Origin of the sequence: Pseudescherichia sp., assembly GCF_031998825.1 — a bacterium.
GTDB lineage: Bacteria > Pseudomonadota > Gammaproteobacteria > Enterobacterales > Enterobacteriaceae > Pseudescherichia.
This window is the reverse complement of sequence record NZ_DAMACX010000018.1, coordinates 1-20,533: the sequence shown is the minus strand read 5'-3', so window position 1 is coordinate 20,533 and position 20,533 is coordinate 1. Positions and strand designations below refer to the sequence as shown.

The 20,533-nt window shown below is 56.2% G+C and carries 18 protein-coding genes; 10 read left to right on the top strand and 8 right to left on the bottom strand.

Annotation, left to right across the window (positions count from 1 at the left end; translation table 11 throughout):
* Positions 1 to 16: 16 nt before the first annotated feature.
* Positions 17 to 256 (bottom strand): DinI family protein, encoded by a 240-nt coding sequence (locus RTP97_RS10315; RefSeq protein WP_103819550.1) that lies wholly within the window; start codon positions 254 to 256, stop codon positions 17 to 19.
* Positions 257 to 411: 155 nt separating this feature from the next.
* Between RTP97_RS10315 and RTP97_RS10310 the strand changes: the two genes are divergently transcribed.
* The gene (locus RTP97_RS10310) at positions 412 to 939 is read left to right on the top strand and encodes a hypothetical protein (protein ID WP_312413272.1); all 528 of its coding nucleotides are present in this window, start codon (positions 412 to 414) and stop codon (positions 937 to 939) included.
* A gap of 42 nt (positions 940 to 981) precedes the next feature.
* Here RTP97_RS10310 and RTP97_RS10305 read toward each other — a convergent pair whose 3' ends face one another.
* The 4 genes from RTP97_RS10305 to RTP97_RS10290 all read right to left on the bottom strand — a co-directional run bounded on the left by RTP97_RS10305 (position 982) and on the right by RTP97_RS10290 (position 4,511).
* A complete protein-coding gene (locus RTP97_RS10305) occupies positions 982 to 1,209 on the bottom strand; it encodes a YccJ family protein (RefSeq protein ID WP_042392585.1) in 228 nt (75 codons plus the stop codon).
* 19 nt (positions 1,210 to 1,228) lie between these two features.
* Complete coding sequence (gene wrbA / locus RTP97_RS10300) at positions 1,229 to 1,825, bottom strand: NAD(P)H:quinone oxidoreductase (RefSeq protein WP_312413269.1); 597 nt, start codon at positions 1,823 to 1,825, stop codon at positions 1,229 to 1,231.
* 450 nt (positions 1,826 to 2,275) lie between these two features.
* Complete coding sequence (gene lysS, locus RTP97_RS10295; protein WP_312413266.1) at positions 2,276 to 3,787, bottom strand: lysine--tRNA ligase; 1,512 nt, start codon at positions 3,785 to 3,787, stop codon at positions 2,276 to 2,278.
* A gap of 130 nt (positions 3,788 to 3,917) precedes the next feature.
* The gene (locus RTP97_RS10290) at positions 3,918 to 4,511 is read right to left on the bottom strand and encodes a helix-turn-helix domain-containing protein (RefSeq protein WP_312413263.1); all 594 of its coding nucleotides are present in this window, start codon (positions 4,509 to 4,511) and stop codon (positions 3,918 to 3,920) included.
* Between the two features lie 119 nt (positions 4,512 to 4,630).
* Here RTP97_RS10290 and RTP97_RS10285 point away from each other — a divergent pair, with 119 nt between their 5' ends.
* The 5 genes from RTP97_RS10285 (at position 4,631) to RTP97_RS10265 (ending at position 10,073) form a co-directional block, all read left to right on the top strand.
* Complete coding sequence (locus RTP97_RS10285; RefSeq protein WP_312413261.1) at positions 4,631 to 4,870, top strand: helix-turn-helix domain-containing protein; 240 nt, start codon at positions 4,631 to 4,633, stop codon at positions 4,868 to 4,870.
* 133 nt (positions 4,871 to 5,003) lie between these two features.
* Positions 5,004 to 6,323, top strand: a complete 1,320-nt coding sequence (potE, locus tag RTP97_RS10280; protein ID WP_312413259.1) for a putrescine-ornithine antiporter — start codon at positions 5,004 to 5,006, stop codon at positions 6,321 to 6,323.
* A 10-nt stretch (positions 6,324 to 6,333) separates the two neighbouring features.
* Positions 6,334 to 8,475 (top strand): lysine decarboxylase, encoded by a 2,142-nt coding sequence (gene cadA, locus RTP97_RS10275; RefSeq protein ID WP_312413257.1) that lies wholly within the window; start codon positions 6,334 to 6,336, stop codon positions 8,473 to 8,475.
* Between the two features lie 320 nt (positions 8,476 to 8,795).
* On the top strand, positions 8,796 to 8,987 hold the full coding sequence (locus RTP97_RS10270) for a general stress protein (RefSeq protein ID WP_042392600.1): 192 nt from the start codon (positions 8,796 to 8,798) through the stop codon (positions 8,985 to 8,987).
* Positions 8,988 to 9,155: 168 nt separating this feature from the next.
* Entirely contained in the window at positions 9,156 to 10,073 is a 918-nt protein-coding gene (locus RTP97_RS10265; protein ID WP_312413254.1) for a DMT family transporter, read from the top strand.
* 10 nt (positions 10,074 to 10,083) lie between these two features.
* Here the strand turns inward: RTP97_RS10265 and RTP97_RS10260 are convergent, their stop codons facing one another.
* Both RTP97_RS10260 and putA read right to left on the bottom strand, forming a co-directional pair.
* Positions 10,084 to 10,479 carry a lysozyme inhibitor LprI family protein gene (locus RTP97_RS10260; RefSeq protein ID WP_312413252.1) on the bottom strand — a complete coding sequence of 132 codons (396 nt, stop codon included), beginning with the start codon at positions 10,477 to 10,479 and terminating at the stop codon, positions 10,084 to 10,086.
* Between the two features lie 98 nt (positions 10,480 to 10,577).
* A complete protein-coding gene (gene putA, locus RTP97_RS10255) occupies positions 10,578 to 14,540 on the bottom strand; it encodes a trifunctional transcriptional regulator/proline dehydrogenase/L-glutamate gamma-semialdehyde dehydrogenase (RefSeq protein ID WP_312413249.1) in 3,963 nt (1,320 codons plus the stop codon).
* A 420-nt stretch (positions 14,541 to 14,960) separates the two neighbouring features.
* On the opposite strand from putA, the gene putP reads away from it, so the two are divergent.
* The 4 genes from putP to efeB all read left to right on the top strand — a co-directional run bounded on the left by putP (position 14,961) and on the right by efeB (position 19,996).
* Positions 14,961 to 16,466: a sodium/proline symporter PutP gene (putP, locus tag RTP97_RS10250; protein ID WP_312413246.1), complete on the top strand. Its 1,506-nt coding sequence runs from the start codon at positions 14,961 to 14,963 to the stop codon at positions 16,464 to 16,466.
* Between the two features lie 229 nt (positions 16,467 to 16,695).
* A complete protein-coding gene (gene efeU / locus RTP97_RS10245; protein ID WP_312413244.1) occupies positions 16,696 to 17,529 on the top strand; it encodes an iron uptake transporter permease EfeU in 834 nt (277 codons plus the stop codon).
* A 53-nt stretch (positions 17,530 to 17,582) separates the two neighbouring features.
* On the top strand, positions 17,583 to 18,710 hold the full coding sequence (efeO, locus tag RTP97_RS10240) for an iron uptake system protein EfeO (RefSeq protein ID WP_312413242.1): 1,128 nt from the start codon (positions 17,583 to 17,585) through the stop codon (positions 18,708 to 18,710).
* A 2-nt stretch (positions 18,711 to 18,712) separates the two neighbouring features.
* Positions 18,713 to 19,996: an iron uptake transporter deferrochelatase/peroxidase subunit gene (efeB, locus tag RTP97_RS10235; protein WP_312413240.1), complete on the top strand. Its 1,284-nt coding sequence runs from the start codon at positions 18,713 to 18,715 to the stop codon at positions 19,994 to 19,996.
* Positions 19,997 to 20,252: 256 nt separating this feature from the next.
* Here the strand turns inward: efeB and RTP97_RS10230 are convergent, their stop codons facing one another.
* Complete coding sequence (locus RTP97_RS10230; protein WP_312413239.1) at positions 20,253 to 20,393, bottom strand: hypothetical protein; 141 nt, start codon at positions 20,391 to 20,393, stop codon at positions 20,253 to 20,255.
* Between the last annotated feature and the right edge of the window lie 140 nt (positions 20,394 to 20,533).

Below are 20,533 nucleotides of genomic sequence, written 5' to 3'. Positions count from 1 at the left end.
AACCGCCGAAGCGGTTTTATTCTGCGACCAGCCACATGTCGGCCTCTTCAAACATCTCTTCCAGCATGCGGTTCAGTTTCTCTCTGTCGCTTTTGCTGGCGTCGCTGTTTAGCCCGTTGGCCTGCATCGGTTTGACCCGCACCTCGGCGTCCGGGAAGATGCGGTGAACCCGACGCGTCAGCTCGTCCAGGATAATTTCACGTGCACCCGGCAGCCCAGCCACGTTTCGCTTGTCATACACTAATTCAACAAACACACACCCACCCTCGAAGCCTGGTTATATATACAGGCGTTACTATAGAAGGCTTGCCAGCCAAGGTAAAGCAAAATACATCGTCTCCGGGTTGCGCTTTATCACGTTCATAGTTAAAGCTTTAGTGTTGATATGACGCATCTACAGGAGCAAGGCTGATGAAAATAGTGTGTTTGGGCTGGGGATCGCTGGTCTGGAAATCGGGCGAGCTACCCGTGGCGGGCGAGTGGCACCATGACGGCCCGACGCTACCCATTGAGTTTACACGCGTCAGTGACGGTGGAGAGTTGGCTACCGCCATCTGCCTAAACGCAAAACCTGTCCCGGTGCTCTGGGAAACGCTTGTTACCTCCTCTCTCAGCGAGGCGTGTCAGGCGCTGCGCAAGCGAGAGGGGATCCCGGAGGAGCGGGTGGATGGGGTAGGATCGCTACATATTACTCCCCAGACAACGGGCGTGCTTGCCGACTGGGCGCGTCAGCGCGGCATCGATGCCCTTATCTGGACGGCGCTGCCAGCGCGAATAGATTCCATTGAGGGTAAAACACCAACGGTTGAAGCGGCTATCGCTTACTTACAGGGGCTAACGGGAGAGGTGCGTGAACACGCAAAAAGCTATATTCAGCAGGTGCCAGAACAGATTGCTACGCTCTATCGGGGTGAAATCAGAGCGGCGTTAGGGTGGTAGAAGGTTATCGCTCCCCCGCGCAGGCGGGGGAGGCGAGGGGAGTTAAACGTTTTTACGCTCAATGGTTTGTTCGCCCCAGAACAGCGAATCGGCATCGGTTTTCTTGAAGGCACGAATCAGCACTTCGTCATTTCCCTCTTCCCAAATCTGCTCTGCCAGCTTCTCGTCGTAGTTGGCAACTTCAAAAATGGCTTCGGCAATTTCTGGCGAAGTATTACGGATACTTGCCCATTCGCCGACGTGATGAGCTTTTGCTTCCTGATTTGGCATCTTACTTCTCCTGTTAGGGTTAACCTTTTAACTTAACGGTCAGGCCGGCCACGTACTCGCCCTGATAGCGGGCAATGGTCAGCTCTTCCTCGCTGGGTTGACGAGAACCGTCGCCACCCGCAATGGTCGTCGCGCCGTAGGGCGTGCCGCCGCGAACCTCAGAGATATCGAACAGCTCTTTTGTGCCATAGCCGATCGGCACAATTACCATTCCATGATGTGCAAGCGTAGTCCATGTTGAGGTAATTGTGTGCTCCTGGCCGCCACCGGTACCGGTAGAGCTGAATACGCTGGCAACTTTGCCGTAGAGCGCGCCGGATGCCCACAGGCCACCGGTCTGATCAAAGAAGGTACGCATCTGCCCGGACATGTTGCCGAACCGCGTTGGGGTTCCCACAATAATGGCGTCGTAATCAGCCAGCTCCTGCGGAGTAGCGACTGGAGCTGCCTGCGCCTTACCGCCCGATTTTTCGAATAGCTCCTGCGGCATGGTCTCTGGTACGCGCTTAACCACCACCTCCACGCCCTCTACCTTGCCCGCGCCTTCTGCTACGGCTTGTGCCAGGGTCTCAATGTGCCCGTACATGGAATAATAGAGAACCAAAACTTTTGCCATCTTTTCACTCCTCGGTTGCCCTTACAGTGTAGTTTATTACGGTATAGTTAAAGATATGCCGTCAGGCTGAGAGTGCAAATCGGATCGCGCTTATTTTGCAAAGGGATTAGCCGCAAAAGCTGCGCGCTAATCCCTGAATAGGGAGGAAAGACGCTTTATTGCGTCATTTTCTGTAACAAATTTACTGCATGTGCTTCGGAGCGGGTTCGATATTTAATATCAATATCCAGAGAGATATTTGCCGATAAATTAAACACCGTCGTCTGACCGTAGCACTCCATATTACTGCTAAGGAGATCGCCGGATAATACTTTGCAACCGCTTAGGGTGGTCGCGAGCGTAAACTCCCCCTTTTCATTAAGCGTACACAGGCAACCGGTATTGACGTTGTAATGAATTATAATGCTGCACAATTCAATCCTCCTGTTAAGCGTATTTGCTGAAAAATGGCTACGGTTTTATTGGACGCAGCGCCGGAAAAAGGATCACATCGCGAATAGAGGCGGCATTAGTAAACAGCATCACCATGCGATCGATGCCAATACCTAACCCAGCGGTGGGAGGTAAACCATACTCAAGCGCCGTCACATAGTCCTCATCATAAAACATCGCTTCGTCATCCCCAGCCTCTTTGGCAATAACCTGCTCTCTAAAGCGCTCGGCCTGATCCTCAGCATCGTTAAGCTCGGAGAAGCCGTTGCCAATCTCTCTACCGCCAATGAAAAACTCAAAACGATCGGTGATGTCCGGGTTAGCGTCGTTTCTGCGCGCCAGCGGGGAGACCTCGGCCGGGTATTCGGTGATAAACGTAGGCTGGATCAGCTGCTTTTCAGCAACCGCATCAAAGAGTTCCGTGATAACGCGGCCGTGTCCCCAGCCTGCTTCAATCACGATACCCAGGCGGTTGGCGAGACGCCGCGCCGCATCCAGCGTCGCCAGATCCGCAGGGATAATACCGTCACCGTAGCGCAGGATCGCCTCGGTCATGGTCAGGCGGGTAAAGGGCTGGGCGAAATCAAACGTCCAGTCGCCGTACGTTACGGTAGTGGTTCCCAATACCGTCTCCGCTACGTGGCGGAAGAGCGCTTCGGTAAAGGTAATCAGGTCGTTGTAGTCGGCATAGGCCTCGTACATCTCCATCATGGTGAATTCAGGGTTATGGCGAACTGAAATTCCCTCGTTGCGAAAATTGCGGTTAATCTCGAATACCTTCTCGAAGCCGCCGACCACCAGCCTTTTTAGATAGAGCTCAGGGGAGATACGCAGATACATCTGCTGATCGAGAGCATTATGGTGGGTCATAAAAGGTCTCGCCGACGCGCCGCCGGGAATGGCCTGCATCATGGGCGTCTCCACCTCTATGAAGCTGCGTGCCTGCATGAACGCGCGAATGGCGCTGAGAATTTTTGAGCGAGTGATAAAGGTATGGCGCGCGCTGTCGTTGACGATCAGGTCCAGATAGCGCTGCCGGTAACGCATCTCTCGATCCGCTAAGCCATGGAACTTATCGGGAAGCGGCCGCAGGGCTTTGGTTAGCGGTGCGATCCGGCTGGCATGAAGCGTAAGCTCGCCGGTCTGGGTTTTAAACAGCGTACCCTCCACGCCGACGATATCGCCAAGATCGCAGCGTTTTATGTGCTGCTGGTAGGACGCCTCACCCAGTGAGGATTGGGCGGCATAGACCTGAATTTTTCCGCCGCAGTCCTGTAGAACAAGAAAGGCGGCTTTGCCCATGATCCGGCGCGACATCACACGACCGGCTATGGCGACCTGAACGTTATCGCCCTGTAGCGTCGCGGCATCACAACCCGCATAGCGCTCACAAAGCGCATCTGCGGTACTGTTGCGGCGAAAATCATTTGGGAAGGCAATGCCCTCTTCACGTAGCTGCGCCAGTTTTTCGCGGCGTACTTCCCGTTCACCCGTTAACTCTTGCTCAAACACTGCTCTCTCTTCGCTCATAGCCACTCCTTGTGTATCGCTGTTTTCACAACAATCTACGTCCGGAGGGCGAGCAAAAGCAAGCGCTTTTATCTAAAATGAGATCAGGGTGATCTTAATTGGGGTTACCGAAACCGTTAATAAGCCCTCGCTACGCGTTGCGCTTGATCGTCTCAATAATCGCCATGGCTTCCTGGGTAAAGCGGGCTTTCTCGCTGGTAGAGAGCGAAGCGATATGCCGCGCCAGGGGTCCTAAGAGTTCGGCATGACTCATGATCCCCTGCACGCCCTCTTTGTGAATAACGCGCAGCAGCGCTTCACGCTCGCTGTCATCCAGCGACGAATAGACCATTGACCAGGCGAACTGCAGGGGATCGTCCACCGGCCTGGACGCAACGTGCCACTTTGCCTCCGCCTCATTCAACTCGCGTGGCTTGCGGTTGGCGCCGCCGTAGGCCAACCACTCCAGAGAGACGTTCTCCCGTTCGGCAATCTTTATTGCAACGTTGAAAGAGGGATCGGTTCCCCGGCTGATGTAGTTATTGAGCGTGGAGTAGGGAAGCTGCCACTCTTCAGCGGCGGCACGGGTGCTGCGGTTACCAATCAGTAGCCTTAGCCTGTCCGCCAGCGTCTCCTGCTCAGCTGTACGGTATGAAATTGTCTCTTCGCCTTCCATTGTTAGCCCATCCGCAACGGTGTATGTAGTCTGATCTTCATAGAGACCATAAAACGAGTTTAAAATCACAAATTCTTCAGATAACGCTTTTATTCATCTCAAAAGAGATCAATGATACTACCACGTTATCACCTGGTGATTAACGTTCGGGATTATCCCATAGGGTTGAAAAAGAGGTTAGATGAATTATGAGTAAAGTTGAAGCCACGCAGAATGACTGGTGTCGCATCGACATTGTCGCCGCGCTTCACAAGCGCGGCTACTCAATACGCGAACTGTCAATTCAGGCCGGTCTCAAACCGGACACCTTAAAAAACGTGCTCTCACGCGCCTACCCAAAAGCAGAACGCATTATTGCCGATGCCATTGGCGTAGAGCCTGCGCAGATCTGGCCCAGCCGTTACGCAAAACAGAAGGATACGCACTGAGAGAAACACGTGCTGGCGAAATAGTAAGCTCCGCCGTGCCATAAATAATACAGCGAAGTAAACAAAATTATTTTCAACAGGGCAGTAATTAACGATTACTGGCAATCTATTTTTATATCTGTAAGAGGGCATTATGAGTCAGCCTGGGAATAAAATGGGTGTGCTCCAGCTCACCGTATTAACTGCGGTTAATATGATGGGCTCAGGGATTATTATGCTGCCGACCAAATTAGCTGAGGTCGGTACAATATCAATTCTGTCGTGGTTAGTCACGGCGTTAGGATCGCTGGCGCTGGCCTACGCTTTCTCTAAATGCGGTCTGTTTAGCCAAAAGAGCGGCGGCATGGGCGGCTATGCAGAATATGCGTTTGGTAAATCCGGAAACTTTATTTCCAACTATACCTACGCGATTAGCCTGTTAATTGCCAATATCGCCATCGCTATTTCCGCGGTAGGCTACGGCAGCGATTTTTTTGGCGTCGTCCTCTCTCCAGTAGGCGCTTGCCTGGCCACCATCGGCGTTATTTGGGTAACTACCCTCTGTAATTTCGGCGGGGCAAAAATCACCGGGCGTATCGGCTCCGTCACCGTCTGGGGCGTGATTATTCCGGTTGTCGGCCTGAGCGTGTTTGGCTGGTTCTGGTTTAAGCCTTCGCTCTATATCAGCGCATGGAATCCTAACAACAGCAGCTTCTTCTCAGCGGTCTCGACCTCCATTTCAATGACGCTATGGGCATTTTTAGGCCTGGAGTCAGCCTGCGCCAATATGGACGCGGTAGAGAATCCGCAAAAGAACGTCCCTATTGCTGTTTTTGGCGGCACGCTGGCCTGCGCCGTGATCTATATCCTGTCGACAAACGTCATCTCCGGCATTGTTCCGAATGCTGACCTGCTTAACTCTACCGCGCCGTTTGGCCTGGCCTATGCCAGCATGTTTACCCCCTTTGTGGGTAAAGTGATCATGCTGCTGATGACGCTGGCCTGTATCGGCTCCCTGCTGGGGTGGCAGTTTACCGTGGGCCGCGTCTTTAAGTCGTCAGCGGATATCGGCTATTTCCCGCGCATATTCTCCCGCGTCACGAAAGCCGATGCGCCCGTGGTCGGCATGATCATTCTCGGCATTATCCAGACGCTGCTGGCGTTAATGACCATTAGCCCATCCCTTAATAAACAGTTTAACAGCCTGGTTAATCTGGCGGTCATTACCAACCTTATTCCCTACGTCCTCTCAATGGCGGCGCTTATTCCCATGCAGCGCCTCGCGGGGGTCACCAAATCCCAGTTCAGAATCAATGCCTGTACTGCCCTGATCGGCACCGTCTACAGCTTCTATGCCCTCTACGCATCCGGAGAAGAGGCGATGATGCTCGGGGCGCTCACCACGTTTGCAGGCTGGTCATTCTGGGGAATTTTTATTGATAAGCAAGATAAACACACTCTGATAAATAAATAAGGATATTAAAATGAAAACCATAGCAATAATGAATCATCCTGGCGTTATTTTTAAAGAGACCGCACTGCAGGAGCTGGGCCAGCGCTTAAGTGCCATGGATTTTCGTATTCTCTATCCAGAGGATGTTGAAGATCTGCTGGGGCTCATTAACAATAACGCCAAAATCTGTGGCGTGGTTATTGACTGGGATAGCTATAACCTGAGTCTGACCCAGCAGATCGCTGCGCTCAACGATCGTCTACCGATGTATATGTTTGCTAATAAAAACAGTGCGCTCGATCTTACCCTGCGTGACTTAGATGCCACTATTCATTTTTTTGAGTATGCACTCGACGTTGCCTGCGACATTGCTAATAAAATCCAGCAGGTCACGGAGGCCTACTACGATAAAATTCTGCCGCCGCTGACAAAGGCGCTCTTTAACTATGTTAACGCCGGGAAATATACCTTCTGTACGCCAGGCCATATGTCAGGAACCGCGTTTCAGAAAAGCCCGGTTGGCAGCCTCTTTTATGACTTCTTTGGTGCCAATACCATGAAGTCAGATATTTCAGTATCGGTAACGGAGCTGGGGTCGCTGCTGGATCACTCTGGCCCACACAGAGAGGCAGAAGAGTATATCGCCCGCACCTTTAACGCCGAGCGTAGCTACATGGTGACTAACGGCACCTCGACGGCCAACAAAATCGTCGGCATGTATTCAGCGCCGGTGAAAAGTACGGTGCTGATCGATCGTAACTGCCATAAGTCCCTGACCCATCTGCTGATGATGAGCGACGTCACGCCCATCTACCTGCGTCCTACCCGTAACGCCTTCGGCATTCTGGGCGGCATTCCGCAGAGCGAGTTTTCCCGGGTGTCCATTCAGCAGAAAGTTGACGCGACGCCAGGCGCCAGCTGGCCGGTGCATGCAGTTATTACCAACTCAACCTACGATGGTCTGCTCTATGACACCGATTATATCAAGCAGAACCTTGAGGTGAACTCGATCCACTTTGACTCCGCCTGGGTGCCCTATACCAACTTTAACCCTATCTATAAAGGGCTGTGCGGCATGAGCGGCGAGCGCACAGAGGGCAAGGTGATCTATGAAACGCAGTCAACCCATAAGCTGCTGGCGGCCTTTTCCCAGGCGTCCATGATCCATATTAAGGGCGATTTCAACGAGGAGACCTTTAACGAATCCTTTATGATGCACACCTCCACATCGCCTCACTACGGTATCGTCGCCTCCATTGAGACCGCGGCGGCGATGATGGAGGGCAGCGCCGGAAAACGGCTGGTACAGAACGCTATCGATCGCGCCATCTCATTCCGCCAGGAGATCAAAAAGCTCCGCACCCAATGCGAGGGCTGGTTCTTTGACGTCTGGCAACCGGAAGATATCAGTACCACCGCGTGCTGGCCGCTGAAAGGCGAGGATACCTGGCACGGTTTCAGAAACATAGATGACAACCACATGCATCTGGATCCGGTGAAGGTAACGCTGTTGACGCCGGGGATGAATAAGCAGGGCGAAATGACGGTGCGCGGTATTCCAGCCTGGATCGTCTCGAAATACCTCGATTATCACGGCATCGTGGTCGAGAAGACTGGCCCTTACAATCTGCTCTTCCTGTTCAGCATCGGCATTGACGAAACCAAGGCGCTGAGCCTGCTGCGCGCGCTGACAGACTTCAAGCGCGAGTACGACAGTAACCAGCGTATTAAGGAGATGATGCCCGCCCTGTATGCTCTCGATCCTGAGTTCTATAAGGAGATGCGTATTCAGGAGCTGGCGCAGGGAATGCATGAGGTGATTGGCAAGCATAATCTGCCTGAGCTGATGTACCGCGCTTTTGAGACCCTGCCGAAAATGGTTATGAATCCGTGGGCCGCCTGGCAGAAAGAGCTGAACGGTGACGTCGAAGAGGTCTACATCGATGAGATGATTGGCCGCGTTAACGCTAACATGATCCTGCCGTATCCACCGGGCGTGCCGCTGGTGATGCCGGGCGAAATGCTGACCGAGAATAACCGCCCGGTGCTGGAGTTTATTCAGATGCTATGCGAGATCGGCTCACACTATCCTGGATTTGAGACAGATATCCACGGCGCGTATCGAAAAGCGGACGGCAGATATACCATTAAGGTATTGAAAAACAAGCACTAAACTCTACAGTGAGACGTGAGCGGCGGGCGTTGAGCCCGCCGACGCAAGCGGGGTTACAGTCAGTAGTAAATTGACACACTTTTGGTCAGCCTGATTTCGTAAGCGATAAGAAAGGCTTATGAATCAGAAACGGCGAATGTCATGCTTTTGCCTGATATCCTGTTGCAGAATATTACTGTCCGCTGGCCGTTAACGCTGGTTGCACTAAGCTTACTTTCACGCGGCGACGAAATATCTACTCTTTATACGCCGTGAGGTGAAAGAATTCTCTTTTACTGAATGCAGTATGATGTCTAATGTATTAATTCTGGAGGTCAGAAATGGCAGAACATCGTGGTGGTTCTGGTAACTTCGCAGAAGATCGTGAAAAAGCATCAGAAGCAGGTCGTAAAGGTGGCCAGCACAGCGGGGGTAACTTCAAAAACGACCCTGAGCGCGCATCAGAAGCTGGCAAAAAAGGGGGCAAAAGTAGCCATGGTGGTGGCGGCCAGGGCGGTGGCGGTAACCGCTAGATGCCAGTACCATCGCAGCGTAAGATAAGTTAATTCTATGACCCATCTTACGTTTGTCCCGCCGTCGGGTTCGCCCGACGGTTTTTTTATGCCTTTTTTCTGCTAAGCCGTTGAACTGACTCTTCTGCCATCGCACACTACGGGGCTTCGTCCTGGGCCGGTGGTAAAATGATCCCTTTTTTCTCTCGCTATAAATTCTCCGTTAAGCCACAAGAGGCACTCCTGATCCTCATCACCATGTTCTGGGGCGGCACGTTTCTGGCCGTTCAGTACGCGGTGAGCCTGAGCGGTCCGCTCTTTTTTGTCGGCCTGCGCTTTGCCACAGCGGCTATCGCGGTGGCGTTGCTATCCCTTAAGGTACTGCGCGGCATTACCTGGCTTGAGATCAAGGCGGGCGTGGCTATCGGTGTCTCCATTGCTTTTGGTTACGGCCTGCAAACCTGGGGACTCCAGACCATCTCCAGCAGCAAGTCTGCCTTTATTACGGCAATGTATGTGCCTCTGGTGCCGCTATTGCAGTGGCTTTGCCTCGGCAGACTGCCGGGTCTGATGTCCTGCGTGGGGATTGCGCTGGCCTTTGCCGGACTGGTTTTACTGGCGGGGCCAGATGGCAACCTGCTGGCAATGGGAGAAGGGGAGTGGATCACTCTGGTTAGCGCAGTGGCCATTGCCGCTGAAATTATCCTTATTAGCGCCTGGGCGGGTAGGGTGGATATCCGCCGGGTGACCGTGATCCAGCTGGCTACCGCGTCGGTGGTGGCGTTTGCTGCTGCGGGTCCGGCCGGAGAGTCCGTGCCGCCATTCTCCCCCACGCTGCTGCTGGTAGCCGCCGGTCTGGGCATTTTCAGCGCCATTATTCAGGTCACCATGAACTGGGCGCAGCGCAGCGTATCGCCTACCCGAGCAACGGTGATCTACACCGGTGAGCCGGTCTGGGCGGGCATTTTTGGTCGTCTGGCGGGTGAACGCCTGCCGCTGTTGGCGCTGTTTGGCGGCGTGCTGATTGTGCTGGGCGTGCTGGTCAGCGAGCTAAAGCTCAGTAGAAAAAAAGCGCCGTCGGCGACGGCGTCATTAACCGAAGAGTAGGATGGCGCGGTCAGTTGGCCGGCGGAAGCGGACAGCTAAGATCGCCCTCTTCGCACTGCATCAGCGAGGCCAGAAAGGCTTCTCGCTCCGCAGTTTTATCGTGCAGGCACTGGTTATGGATCATCGGCTGTACGCTTCCGCCCTCGGTGCCGGAGGCGATCAGCGCGCAGTCGGCGTCGCGCAGGCTAATCCACGTCTGCTGCGCCTTCTGCAACAGCTCGCGCTGCGGTGCTGCGGCCCGCTGTATCGCGGCCTGGTAGGTCTCATTGAGTTTTTTATCCGCTGCCTGATACTGCTGTGCGGTACAGCTGTTCAGATCGGACTGGGTGCTGGCATTGTCACACTCGTCCGCCAGCGCGCCGGTGCTCAGCAGTAAAGCCGCGCCTGCCATAAATAGACGTTTCATTTTCCCCCCCATAAAAAAAGCCGGATGCGCTGCGCTTATCCGGCCTACGGTTACATTGTAGCCCCGATAAGCGTAACGCTACCGGGGAGTTTACACGATTAACCGATTGTCATCAGGCTGGCGTTGCCTCCGGCCGCGGCGGTGTTGACGCTCAGAGAACGTTCCAGATAGAGACGCTCAAGTACGATCGTTGTTTCACCCCGGGCGAAGCCCTGCACTGAGATAATCGCTCCGTCACGCGCGGCCACCTGCTCGCAGATCGTCCGCAGCTGGTCAGAGTCGCCGTGGTAGATCACCGCGTCAAACGGCTGGCTCAGCAGCGACGCCGGCTTGGCGAAGGCGATACGCTCCGCAACCGCCTGCGGCAGCTGTTTCATCAGATCGCGATGCAGCCCATCCTCCGGCCACAGCACCTTGCTGCCCACCGCCAGCACCGCTGCCAGCTGCACGAGCGCATCCTGCTCGTTGTCAGCCATGCACAGCACGCTATCCCGTGGCAGCAGAGTCCAGGTGTTGCGCTCGCCGGTAGGGCCGGGCAGCAGACGCTGGGTGCCGCTCTGCGCCTGCTCGCCAAACTGCTGGCAGAGTTCCACCAGCTCAGGGCGGCTGGTCGCCCAGGCACTCAGAGCCTCCAGCGGCTGGGCCAGCACGCTACGCAGGCGGGCATCCACCGGCCGCTCTGCATCATGCCGTGCCAGGGTAACGCCCAGCGCATTTTGCGGTCGGCTTGCCAGCAGGCGGTAGAGATAGAGCGGACCGCCCGCTTTAGGACCGGTACCGGAGAGTCCCTCACCGCCAAACGGCTGGACGCCAACGACCGCGCCGACCATGTTGCGGTTGACATAGAGGTTGCCAACGTAAGCGTTGCCGGTGACCTGAGCGATGGTCTCGTCGATACGGGTATGCACCCCGAGCGTCAGGCCATAGCCGGAAGCGTTGATCTGGCGGATGGTGTCATCCAGCTGGCTGCGGCTGTAGCGCACCACGTGCAGCACCGGACCGAACACCTCTTTTTTCAGCTCGTCGATGCTGTCCAGCTCGATCAGCGTCGGTGCAACGAAGGTGCCGGTCTGCCACTCTTTTGCATCTTCGCTGTTTTCCCGCACCGCCTGGAACACGGCATGGCCTTTCGCCCGCATCGCCTGGATATGGCGCTCGATGGCGTTTTTCGCCTCGGCGTCGATCACCGGACCGATATCGGTCGAGAGACGGCCAGGGTTACCCATCCGGCTCTCCGCCATCGCGCCGCGCAGCATTTTCAGGGTGTGATCGGCAATATCCTCCTGCAAGCAGAGCAGGCGCAGCGCCGAGCAGCGCTGACCCGCACTGTCAAACGCCGAGGCCATCACATCGACCACCACCTGCTCGGTCAGCGCCGAGGAGTCAACGATCATCGCATTCATACCGCCGGTTTCGGCGATTAGCGGCGTCGGTCGGCCCTGCGCATCGAGGCGCGGCGCAATGCTGCGCTGCAGCAGGGAGGCGACCTCGGTCGAGCCGGTGAACATCACCCCGCGCACGCGGTTGTCGGCGGTCAGCTGCGCGCCGACGGTCTCACCCCGGCCCGGCAGGAGCTGAACGACCCCGGCAGGGACGCCTGCTTCCCGCAGCAGGGCCACGCTCTGAGCGGCAATCAGCGGCGTCTGCTCTGCCGGTTTCGCCAGCACGCTGTTACCCGCCGCGAGGGCAGCGGCAACCTGGCCGGTAAAGATCGCCAGCGGGAAGTTCCACGGGCTGATACAGACTACCGGACCCAGGGGGCGGTGCGTCTCGTTGTCAAAATCGTCCCGCACCTGGCCCGCGTAGTAGCGGAGGAAGTCCACCGCTTCACGCACCTCGGCGATGGCGTTGCTGAAGGTTTTACCCGCCTCACGCACCAGAATACCGATCAGCTGCTGGGTCTGATCTTCCATCAGCATGGCAGCACGCTCCAGGATGGCGGCACGCTCCTCGGGCGGCGTGGCAAACCAGATTGGTCCGTTGTTCACCGCGCTCTCCAGCGCCTGCTCAACTTCGGCGGAGGTGGCTTCCCGGGCGTAGCCGACAATATCCTTCGGCTCTGCCGGGTTGATAACGGCAGTCATCTCGCCCTCTTCAACCGGCTGCTCCAGCAGCGGCGCAGCCTGCCAGCTGTGCAGGGCACTGTTGAGCAGGGCAGAGGAGAGGGACGCCAGCCGGTGTTCATTCGCCAGATCCAGCCCGGCGGCGTTAATCCGGCCTTCGCCATAGAGATCCACCGGCAGGGGGATCTTCGGATGCGGCAGACCAATCTGCCCCTCCTGGGCCGCCAGTTTTTCAACGGCGGTCACCGGGTCGGCCACCAGCTCGTCGAGAGGCAGGGTGGTGTCGGCGATGCGGTTAACAAAGGAGGTATTCGCGCCATTCTCCAGCAGGCGGCGGACCAGGTAGGCCAGCAGCGTTTCATGGGTGCCAACCGGGGCGTAGATACGGCAGGGGCGGTTCAGCTTGCCGTCGGCAATATTGCCTACCACCTGCTCGTAGAGCGGCTCGCCCATGCCATGCAGGCACTGGAACTCATACTGGCCCGGATAGTAGTTTTCCCCGGCAAGCTGATAGATAGCGGCCAGGGTGTGGGCGTTGTGGGTCGCAAACTGCGGGTAGATCAGGTTCGGTACGCTGAGCAGCTTTTTCGCACAGGCGATATAGGAGACGTCGGTGTAAACCTTGCGGGTATAGACAGGATACCCCTCCAGCCCCTCAACCTGAGCGCGTTTGATTTCGCTATCCCAGTAGGCGCCTTTCACCAGACGGATCATCAGGCGGCGACGGCTGCGGGAGGCGAGATCGGTCAGGTAGTCGATAACAAACGGGCAGCGCTTCATGTAGGCCTGGATCACGAAGCCGATGCCGTTCCAGCCCGCCAGATCCGGATCGAAGCAGAGTTTCTCCAGCAGATCGAGGGAAATCTCCAGGCGATCCGCCTCCTCGGCGTCGATGTTGATCCCGATATCGTACTGGCGCGCCAGCAGGGTTAATGACTTCAGGCGCGGATAGAGTTCGCTCATCACCCGGTCATACTGCGCCCGGCTGTAGCGCGGATGCAGGGCCGACAGCTTGATGGAGATCCCCGGACCTTCATAGATGCCGCGGCCGTTGGAGGCTTTGCCGATGGCGTGGATTGCCTGCTGATAGGAGACCATATAGGCCTGCGCATCGGTGGCGGTCAGCGCCGCCTCGCCCAGCATATCGTAGGAGTAGCGGAACCCTTTCTCCTCCAGCTTGCGGGCGTTGGCCAGCGCTTCGGCGATGGTTTCCCCGGTAACAAACTGCTCGCCCATCAGGCGCATCGCCATGTCCACGCCTTTGCGGATCAGCGGCTCGCCGCTCTTACCGATAATGCGATTCAGCGAGCGCGAAAGGCTGGCTTCGTTATGGGTAGAGACCAGACGACCGGTAAACAGCAGGCCCCAGGTCGCGGCGTTAACAAACAGCGAGGGGCTGCGGCCGATATGCGACTGCCAGTTGCCGTTGCTGATTTTGTCACGGATCAGCGCATCACGGGTGGCCTTGTCTGGAATACGCAGCAGCGCTTCGGCCAGGCACATCAGGGCCACGCCCTCCTGCGAGGAGAGGGAGAACTCCTGCAGCAGGCTCTGCACCATTCCGGCACGGCCGGTAGCGGTTTTTTGATTACGCAGCTTCTCTGCGAGGCGGTAGGCCAGTTTCTGTGCGCGATCGGCAACCGGCTCCGGCAGGCGCGCCTGCTCCAGCAGCATCGGCACGGCGTCAGTTTCCGCGCGTCGCCAGGCGGCGGTGATGGCCGCGCGGCTCACGGACTGGGGCAGGATCTGCTCGGCAAATTCCAGGAACGGCTGATGCGGTTCATCTTTCAGTACGCTGTTGTCGGCGTGTTCGCTCTCTACGCCGTTATTCTGGCCCGGTAGCTCCGGCAGCGCGTCACCGCTCTCGACGCGCTCAAGATAGTTAAAGATGGCCTGCTTAATCAGCCAGTGCGGCGTGCGATCGATCTGCGTCGCCGCCTGCTTAATACGGTCACGCGTGGCGTCATCAAGCTTAACCCCCATCGTGGTGCTACCCATGCATCTACTCCTCGTTATTATCGTCACTCTGTGTCGTTAGCGAGAAATATCCACCATGTTGCAACTTTGTGCAACCGTGTTAATTGTGACACGGCCAACAAGCTGAAAAATGAATGGATTGTAAACGATGATCGGACGTTAAAAAGTTGCGCTAGCACCCCTGGAAACCAGAAACCATGCGGCGCTTAACACTTTTGCACGGTGTTACCTTGTAAAGCGTGAGCGAGTGCAACCTATTAGAAAATGGTATCGTAACGGGGATGTAATTCATGTGAATGCCATGTTAAATCGATTGTGGTTAGGAATAGCTTCCGGCAGGATACGGTCGCCCAACGCAACAACGATACCTTTTCCCCGTTCCGGAAAAGGTCAACGCAGCAAACATGACGTTTGCTGACGATAAGATCTGGAGACTTTTGAATGGCAATGAGCACCCCGATGCTGGTGACGTTTCTTGTTTACATCTTTGGCATGATTTTAATTGGTTTTGTCGCCTGGCGATCGACAAAAAACTTTGATGACTACATTCTTGGCGGACGTAGCTTAGGCCCGCTGGTCACCGCGCTCTCTGCGGGTGCCTCTGACATGAGCGGCTGGCTGCTGATGGGCCTGCCGGGGGCAATTTTCATCTCTGGCATCTCCGAGAGTTGGATCGCTATCGGCCTGACGCTGGGGGCATGGATCAACTGGAAACTGGTGGCGGGCCGTCTGCGTGTGCATACCGAGGCAAACAACAACGCCCTGACGCTGCCGGACTACTTTACCAGCCGCTTTGAAGATCGTAGCCGCGTGCTGCGCATCATCTCCGCGCTGGTTATTCTGCTGTTCTTCACCATCTACTGTGCATCCGGCATCGTTGCGGGGGCGCGTCTGTTTGAGAGCACCTTCGGCATGAGCTACGAAACGGCACTGTGGGCCGGGGCGGCAGCAACCATTATCTACACCTTCGTGGGCGGCTTCCTGGCAGTAAGCTGGACCGATACCGTGCAGGCCAGCCTGATGATCTTCGCCCTGATCCTCACCCCGGTAATGGTGATGGTCTCCGTGGGCGGCTTTGACGACTCGCTGGTGGTGATCCAGCAGAAGAGCATTGAAAACCTCGACATGCTTAAAGGGCTGAACTTTGTGGCTATCGTCTCGCTGCTGGGCTGGGGGCTGGGCTACTTTGGCCAGCCGCACATTCTGGCGCGCTTTATGGCGGCGGACTCCCACCACACCATCGTTCACGCCCGGCGCATTAGTATGGCCTGGATGATCCTCTGCCTGGCCGGTGCGGTAGCCGTAGGCTTCTTCGGAATTGCCTACTACAGCAACAACCCGACCCTGGCGGGAGGCGTAAACCAGAACGCCGAGCGTGTATTTATTGAATTAACGCAGGTGCTGTTTAACCCGTGGGTGGCGGGCGTGCTGCTCTCTGCCATTCTGGCGGCGGTAATGTCCACCCTGAGCTGCCAGCTGCTGGTCTGCTCCAGCGCTATCACGGAAGATCTCTACAAGGCCTTCCTGCGTAAAGGCGCAAGCCAGAACGAGCTGGTGTGGGTCGGGCGCATTATGGTGCTGGTGGTCGCGCTGGTGGCTATCGCTCTTGCTGCCAACCCAGAAAACCGCGTGCTGGGCCTGGTAAGCTACGCCTGGGCTGGTTTCGGCGCAGCCTTTGGTCCGGTGGTGCTCTTCTCGGTACTGTGGTCACGCATGACCCGTAACGGCGCGCTGGCGGGGATGATCATCGGTGCGGTGACCGTTATCGTCTGGAAGCACTTCGAACTGCTGGGCCTGTACGAGATCATTCCTGGCTTTATCTTCGGCAGCATCGGTATCGTGCTCTTCAGCCTGCTGGATAAAGCGCCGTCGACAAGCATGCAGACGCGCTTTGCCGAGGCGGACGCGCACTACCACACCAAGCCGGAACCACGTGTAGCAAACTAACCGTTGTTCACGCACCGGAGCCGCTCTCCGGTGCGTTTTCTCACTTCTTATTCACAATTATTCAACCTTCGATTTACCTTCCCGCGCGCATCTTGTCTTGCGTAACATTCTGAGAAACTTCCGCACAGAAATTACTTGTGTTTATCTCTGGCGTAATGATAATCACTATCATTGAAATTTACTTTTCTTTGCATCATTTGACGCTGCTTAACATTCAAAGGTTTACCGCATGTTTGTGCCATTTCTCATTATGTTACGTGAAGGACTCGAAGCGGCGCTGATCGTTAGCCTCATCGCCAGCTACCTGAAGCGTACCCAACGCGGCCGCTGGATTGGCATGATGTGGATCGGCGTTTTTCTCGCCGCCGCGCTCTGCCTTGCGCTGGGTGTCATCATCAACGAAACCACCGGTGAGTTTCCGCAAAAAGAGCAGGAGCTGTTTGAAGGCATCGTGGCGGTGATTGCCGTGGTGATCCTGACGTGGATGGTCTTCTGGATGCGCAAAGTATCGCGCAACGTTAAGGTCCAGCTTGAGCAGGCGGTAGATAACGCCCTGAAGCAGGGCAATCATCATGGCTGGGCGCTGATTATGATGGTCTTCTTTGCGGTAGCCCGCGAAGGGCTGGAGTCAGTCTTCTTCCTGCTGGCGGCGTTTCAACAGGATGTGGGGATCTGGCCGCCGGTGGGCGCACTCACCGGCCTGGCGACAGCCGTGGTGATTGGCTTCCTTATCTACTGGGGCGGCATTCGCCTCAATATGGCTGCGTTTTTCAAATGGACCAGCCTATTCATTCTGCTGGTGGCCGCCGGACTGGCCGCCGGGGCGATCCGCGCTTTCCATGAAGCGGGCCTCTGGAATCACTTCCAGCAGGTGGCCTTCGATCTCAGCAATACCCTGAGCACCCACACGCTGTTCGGCACCCTGCTGGAGGGCATTTTTGGCTACCAGGAAGCGCCCAGCGTCAGTGAAGTCGTGGTCTGGTTTGCCTACCTTATTCCGGCGCTGTTGCTGTTTATGCTGCCGCCGCGCCCGGGGGCACAGATGTCTCCCGGTGCCTCCTGATGTTTATTAATAGTGACAATAGTAGTTACAACATACTTTTTAAGGGAAAGGTTATGGCAACGCATTTTCGTCGTAGTGCTTTACAGGTTGGTATTGCCGCGCTGCTCGCCTGCGCGTTCAGCGCTCAGGCGGCCGATGTTCCTCAGGTAAAGGTCACGGTAACCGATAAACAGTGTGAGCCGATGAACCTCACGGTTAACGCCGGGAAAACGCAGTTTATTATTCTCAACCACAGCCAGAAAGCGCTGGAGTGGGAGATCCTCAAGGGCGTCATGGTGGTTGAGGAGCGGGAAAACATTGCTCCTGGCTTTAGCCAGAAGCTAACCGCCAACCTGCAGCCGGGCGAATATGAGATGACCTGCGGCCTGCTGACCAACCCGAAGGGCAAGCTGATTGTTAAAGGTGCCGCCACGGCGGATGCGGCCAGAGGTGACGCACTGCTGAGCCTCGGCGCTGCGATTACCGAGTATAAAGCTTACGTGACTCAGGAGATGAACGGTCTGGTGGCGAAGACCAAAGCCTTTACCGACGCGGTGAAGGCGGGCGATGTTGAGAAAGCGAAATCGCTGTATGCCCCGACGCGTCAGCACTACGAGCGCATTGAGCCGATCGCCGAGCTTTTCTCTGACCTCGACGGCAGCATCGATGCCCGCGAGGATGACTACGAGCAGAAGGCTGCCGATCCGAAATTCACCGGCTTCCACCGCCTCGAAAAAGCGCTGTTTGGCGATAATTCCGCTAAAGGCATGGAGCAGTATGCTGACCAGCTGAATAGCGACGTGCTTGAGTTGCAAAAACGCGTTAGCGAGCTGGCCTTCCCGCCGTCAAAAGTGGTCGGTGGCGCGGCTGGGCTGATTGAAGAGGTTGCGGCCAGCAAGATTAGCGGCGAAGAGGATCGCTACAGCCACACCGATCTCTGGGACTTCCAGGCTAACGTCGACGGTGCGCAGAAAATTGTCGACCTGCTACGCCCGCAGCTGCAGAAAGGCAACGCCGAGCTGCTGGCGAAGGTGGACGCTAACTTCAAGAAAGTGGATACCATTCTCGCGAAATACCGCACTAAAGATGGCTTCGAAACCTATGACAAACTGACCGACGCCGATCGCACGGCGCTGAAAGGACCGATCACCACCCTGGCGGAAGATCTGGCCCAGCTTCGCGGTGTACTCGGACTGGATTAAGCATGACAGAGCATGATGAGCACGGCGTGAGCGAGCCTTCACGCCGCCGTTTACTGAAGGGCATGGGCGCGCTGGGTGGCGCCCTGGCGCTGGCGGGTGGCTGTCCGGTAGCCCATGCGGCAAAGCCTAAAAGCGCTCCCGGCACCCTGTCGCCGGATGCGCGGATGGAGACCCAGCCATTCTATGGCAACCATCAGGCGGGTATCCTGACGCCGCAGCAGGCTTCGATGATGCTGGTGGCTTTCGATGTGCTGGCCAGCGACAAATCGGAGCTGGAGCGGCTGTTTCGCCTGCTGACCCAGCGGATTGCGTTTTTAACCACCGGTGGCCCCGCGCCCGATACGCCTAACCCGCGTATGCCGCCCATGGACTCCGGTATTCTCGGCGGCTTTATTGCCCCGGATAACCTGACCATCACGGTCTCGCTGGGGGTATCGTTGTTTGACGATCGCTTTGGCTTAGGCCCGCAGCGCCCTGCGAAGCTGGAGAAGATGACGCGCTTCCCCAACGATTCGCTGGATGCGACCCTGTGCCATGGCGATCTGCTGCTGCAAATCTGTGCTAACACCGGGGATACGGTGATCCACGCCCTGCGCGATATCATTAAATACACCCCGGATCTGCTCAGCATCCGCTGGAAGCGGGAGGGGTTCATCTCTGACCACGCGGCACGCAGTAAAGGGAAAGAGACGCCGATCAACCTGCTGGGCTTCAAAGACGGTACCGGCAACCCGGACAGTCAGAATGGCGCTCTGATGCAGAGCGTGGTATGGGTTACGCCTGACCAGCAGGAGCCAGCCTGGACGGTGGGTGGCAGCTATCAGGCGGTACGCATTATTCAGTTCCGCGTTGAGTTCTGGGATCGCACGCCGCTCAAGGAGCAGCAGACCATTTTTGGTCGGGACAAGCAGAGCGGCGCCCCGCTGGGCATGAAACATGAACACGACGTGCCGGACTACACGTCTGATCCTGACGGCAACGTTATCGCCCTCGACAGCCATATCCGTCTTGCCAACCCGCGTACGCCAGAGACCGAGGTCAATCTGATGATGCGTCGGGGCTACAGTTACTCGCTGGGGGTCACCAACGCCGGCCAGCTGGATATGGGCCTGCTGTTTGTCTGCTACCAGCACGATCTGGAGAAGGGCTTCCTGACGGTGCAGAAGCGGCTCAACGGCGAAGCGCTGGAGGAGTATATCAAGCCGATCGGCGGAGGTTACTTCTTTGCGCTGCCCGGCGTGAAAGATACGCAACGCTATCTGGCTCAGCCGCTGCTGGAGGCGTAGCCTGCTCTCCTCTGTCCTGCGGGGCAGGGGAGAACTATCATTTTTTTCTATGAGCGTAATCCTGTTATATTTTTGTAATATTAATGTCAGAAACTGACTCCAGGTAAGAGGTCAGGCTCGTTATATTTTGGTAAATATAATGTTGCTTTTATGAAAATTTTTGTTTTACTTATATCAACAGCGGTAGTTCCCGGCAGTGAACGATTCACTATGGAGATCGCGAATGGTAAGGTCCGGCTCAGGACAATCAGAACACTCAATCCGCCATGTTCGGTGCGGGCAGTACGCCACCGATAGCGATCGTCTCACCGCCAGAATCTCCTCTTCCCTCAGCAAAACAACTGAATTTACCGACGTGGCCAACGACACAGTGGGTGGGTTTGCCGCGTCTTTTCATCAGCAAGTCATGGCTTACAAGGAAGCCAAACCTCAGACGTTCGTGCGCATAATCGTGCCGGTAGCGGCACGTGTGATGTAAACCTACAACTCAAGGTGCTATCCATGGGAAGACAGAAAGCAGTGATCAAAGCTCGTCGT

Excerpts from the sequence above, each read along its gene's own strand:
- lysS (WP_312413266.1), bottom strand. The coding sequence starts at position 3,787 with ATGAGCGAAGAGAGAGCAGTGTTTGAGCAAGAGTTAACGGGTGAACGG.
- putA (WP_312413249.1), bottom strand. The coding sequence starts at position 14,540 with ATGGGTAGCACCACGATGGGGGTTAAGCTTGATGACGCCACGCGTGAC.
- efeO (WP_312413242.1), top strand. The coding sequence starts at position 17,583 with ATGGCAACGCATTTTCGTCGTAGTGCTTTACAGGTTGGTATTGCCGCG.
- efeB (WP_312413240.1), top strand. The coding sequence starts at position 18,713 with ATGACAGAGCATGATGAGCACGGCGTGAGCGAGCCTTCACGCCGCCGT.
- RTP97_RS10260 (WP_312413252.1), bottom strand. The coding sequence starts at position 10,479 with ATGAAACGTCTATTTATGGCAGGCGCGGCTTTACTGCTGAGCACCGGC.
- potE (WP_312413259.1), top strand. The coding sequence starts at position 5,004 with ATGAGTCAGCCTGGGAATAAAATGGGTGTGCTCCAGCTCACCGTATTA.
- RTP97_RS10230 (WP_312413239.1), bottom strand. The coding sequence starts at position 20,393 with ATGAAAAGACGCGGCAAACCCACCCACTGTGTCGTTGGCCACGTCGGT.
- wrbA (WP_312413269.1), bottom strand. The coding sequence starts at position 1,825 with ATGGCAAAAGTTTTGGTTCTCTATTATTCCATGTACGGGCACATTGAG.
- RTP97_RS10265 (WP_312413254.1), top strand. The coding sequence starts at position 9,156 with ATGATCCCTTTTTTCTCTCGCTATAAATTCTCCGTTAAGCCACAAGAG.
- RTP97_RS10310 (WP_312413272.1), top strand. The coding sequence starts at position 412 with ATGAAAATAGTGTGTTTGGGCTGGGGATCGCTGGTCTGGAAATCGGGC.
- efeU (WP_312413244.1), top strand. The coding sequence starts at position 16,696 with ATGTTTGTGCCATTTCTCATTATGTTACGTGAAGGACTCGAAGCGGCG.
- RTP97_RS10285 (WP_312413261.1), top strand. The coding sequence starts at position 4,631 with ATGAGTAAAGTTGAAGCCACGCAGAATGACTGGTGTCGCATCGACATT.
- RTP97_RS10270 (WP_042392600.1), top strand. The coding sequence starts at position 8,796 with ATGGCAGAACATCGTGGTGGTTCTGGTAACTTCGCAGAAGATCGTGAA.
- putP (WP_312413246.1), top strand. The coding sequence starts at position 14,961 with ATGGCAATGAGCACCCCGATGCTGGTGACGTTTCTTGTTTACATCTTT.
- RTP97_RS10305 (WP_042392585.1), bottom strand. The coding sequence starts at position 1,209 with ATGCCAAATCAGGAAGCAAAAGCTCATCACGTCGGCGAATGGGCAAGT.
- cadA (WP_312413257.1), top strand. The coding sequence starts at position 6,334 with ATGAAAACCATAGCAATAATGAATCATCCTGGCGTTATTTTTAAAGAG.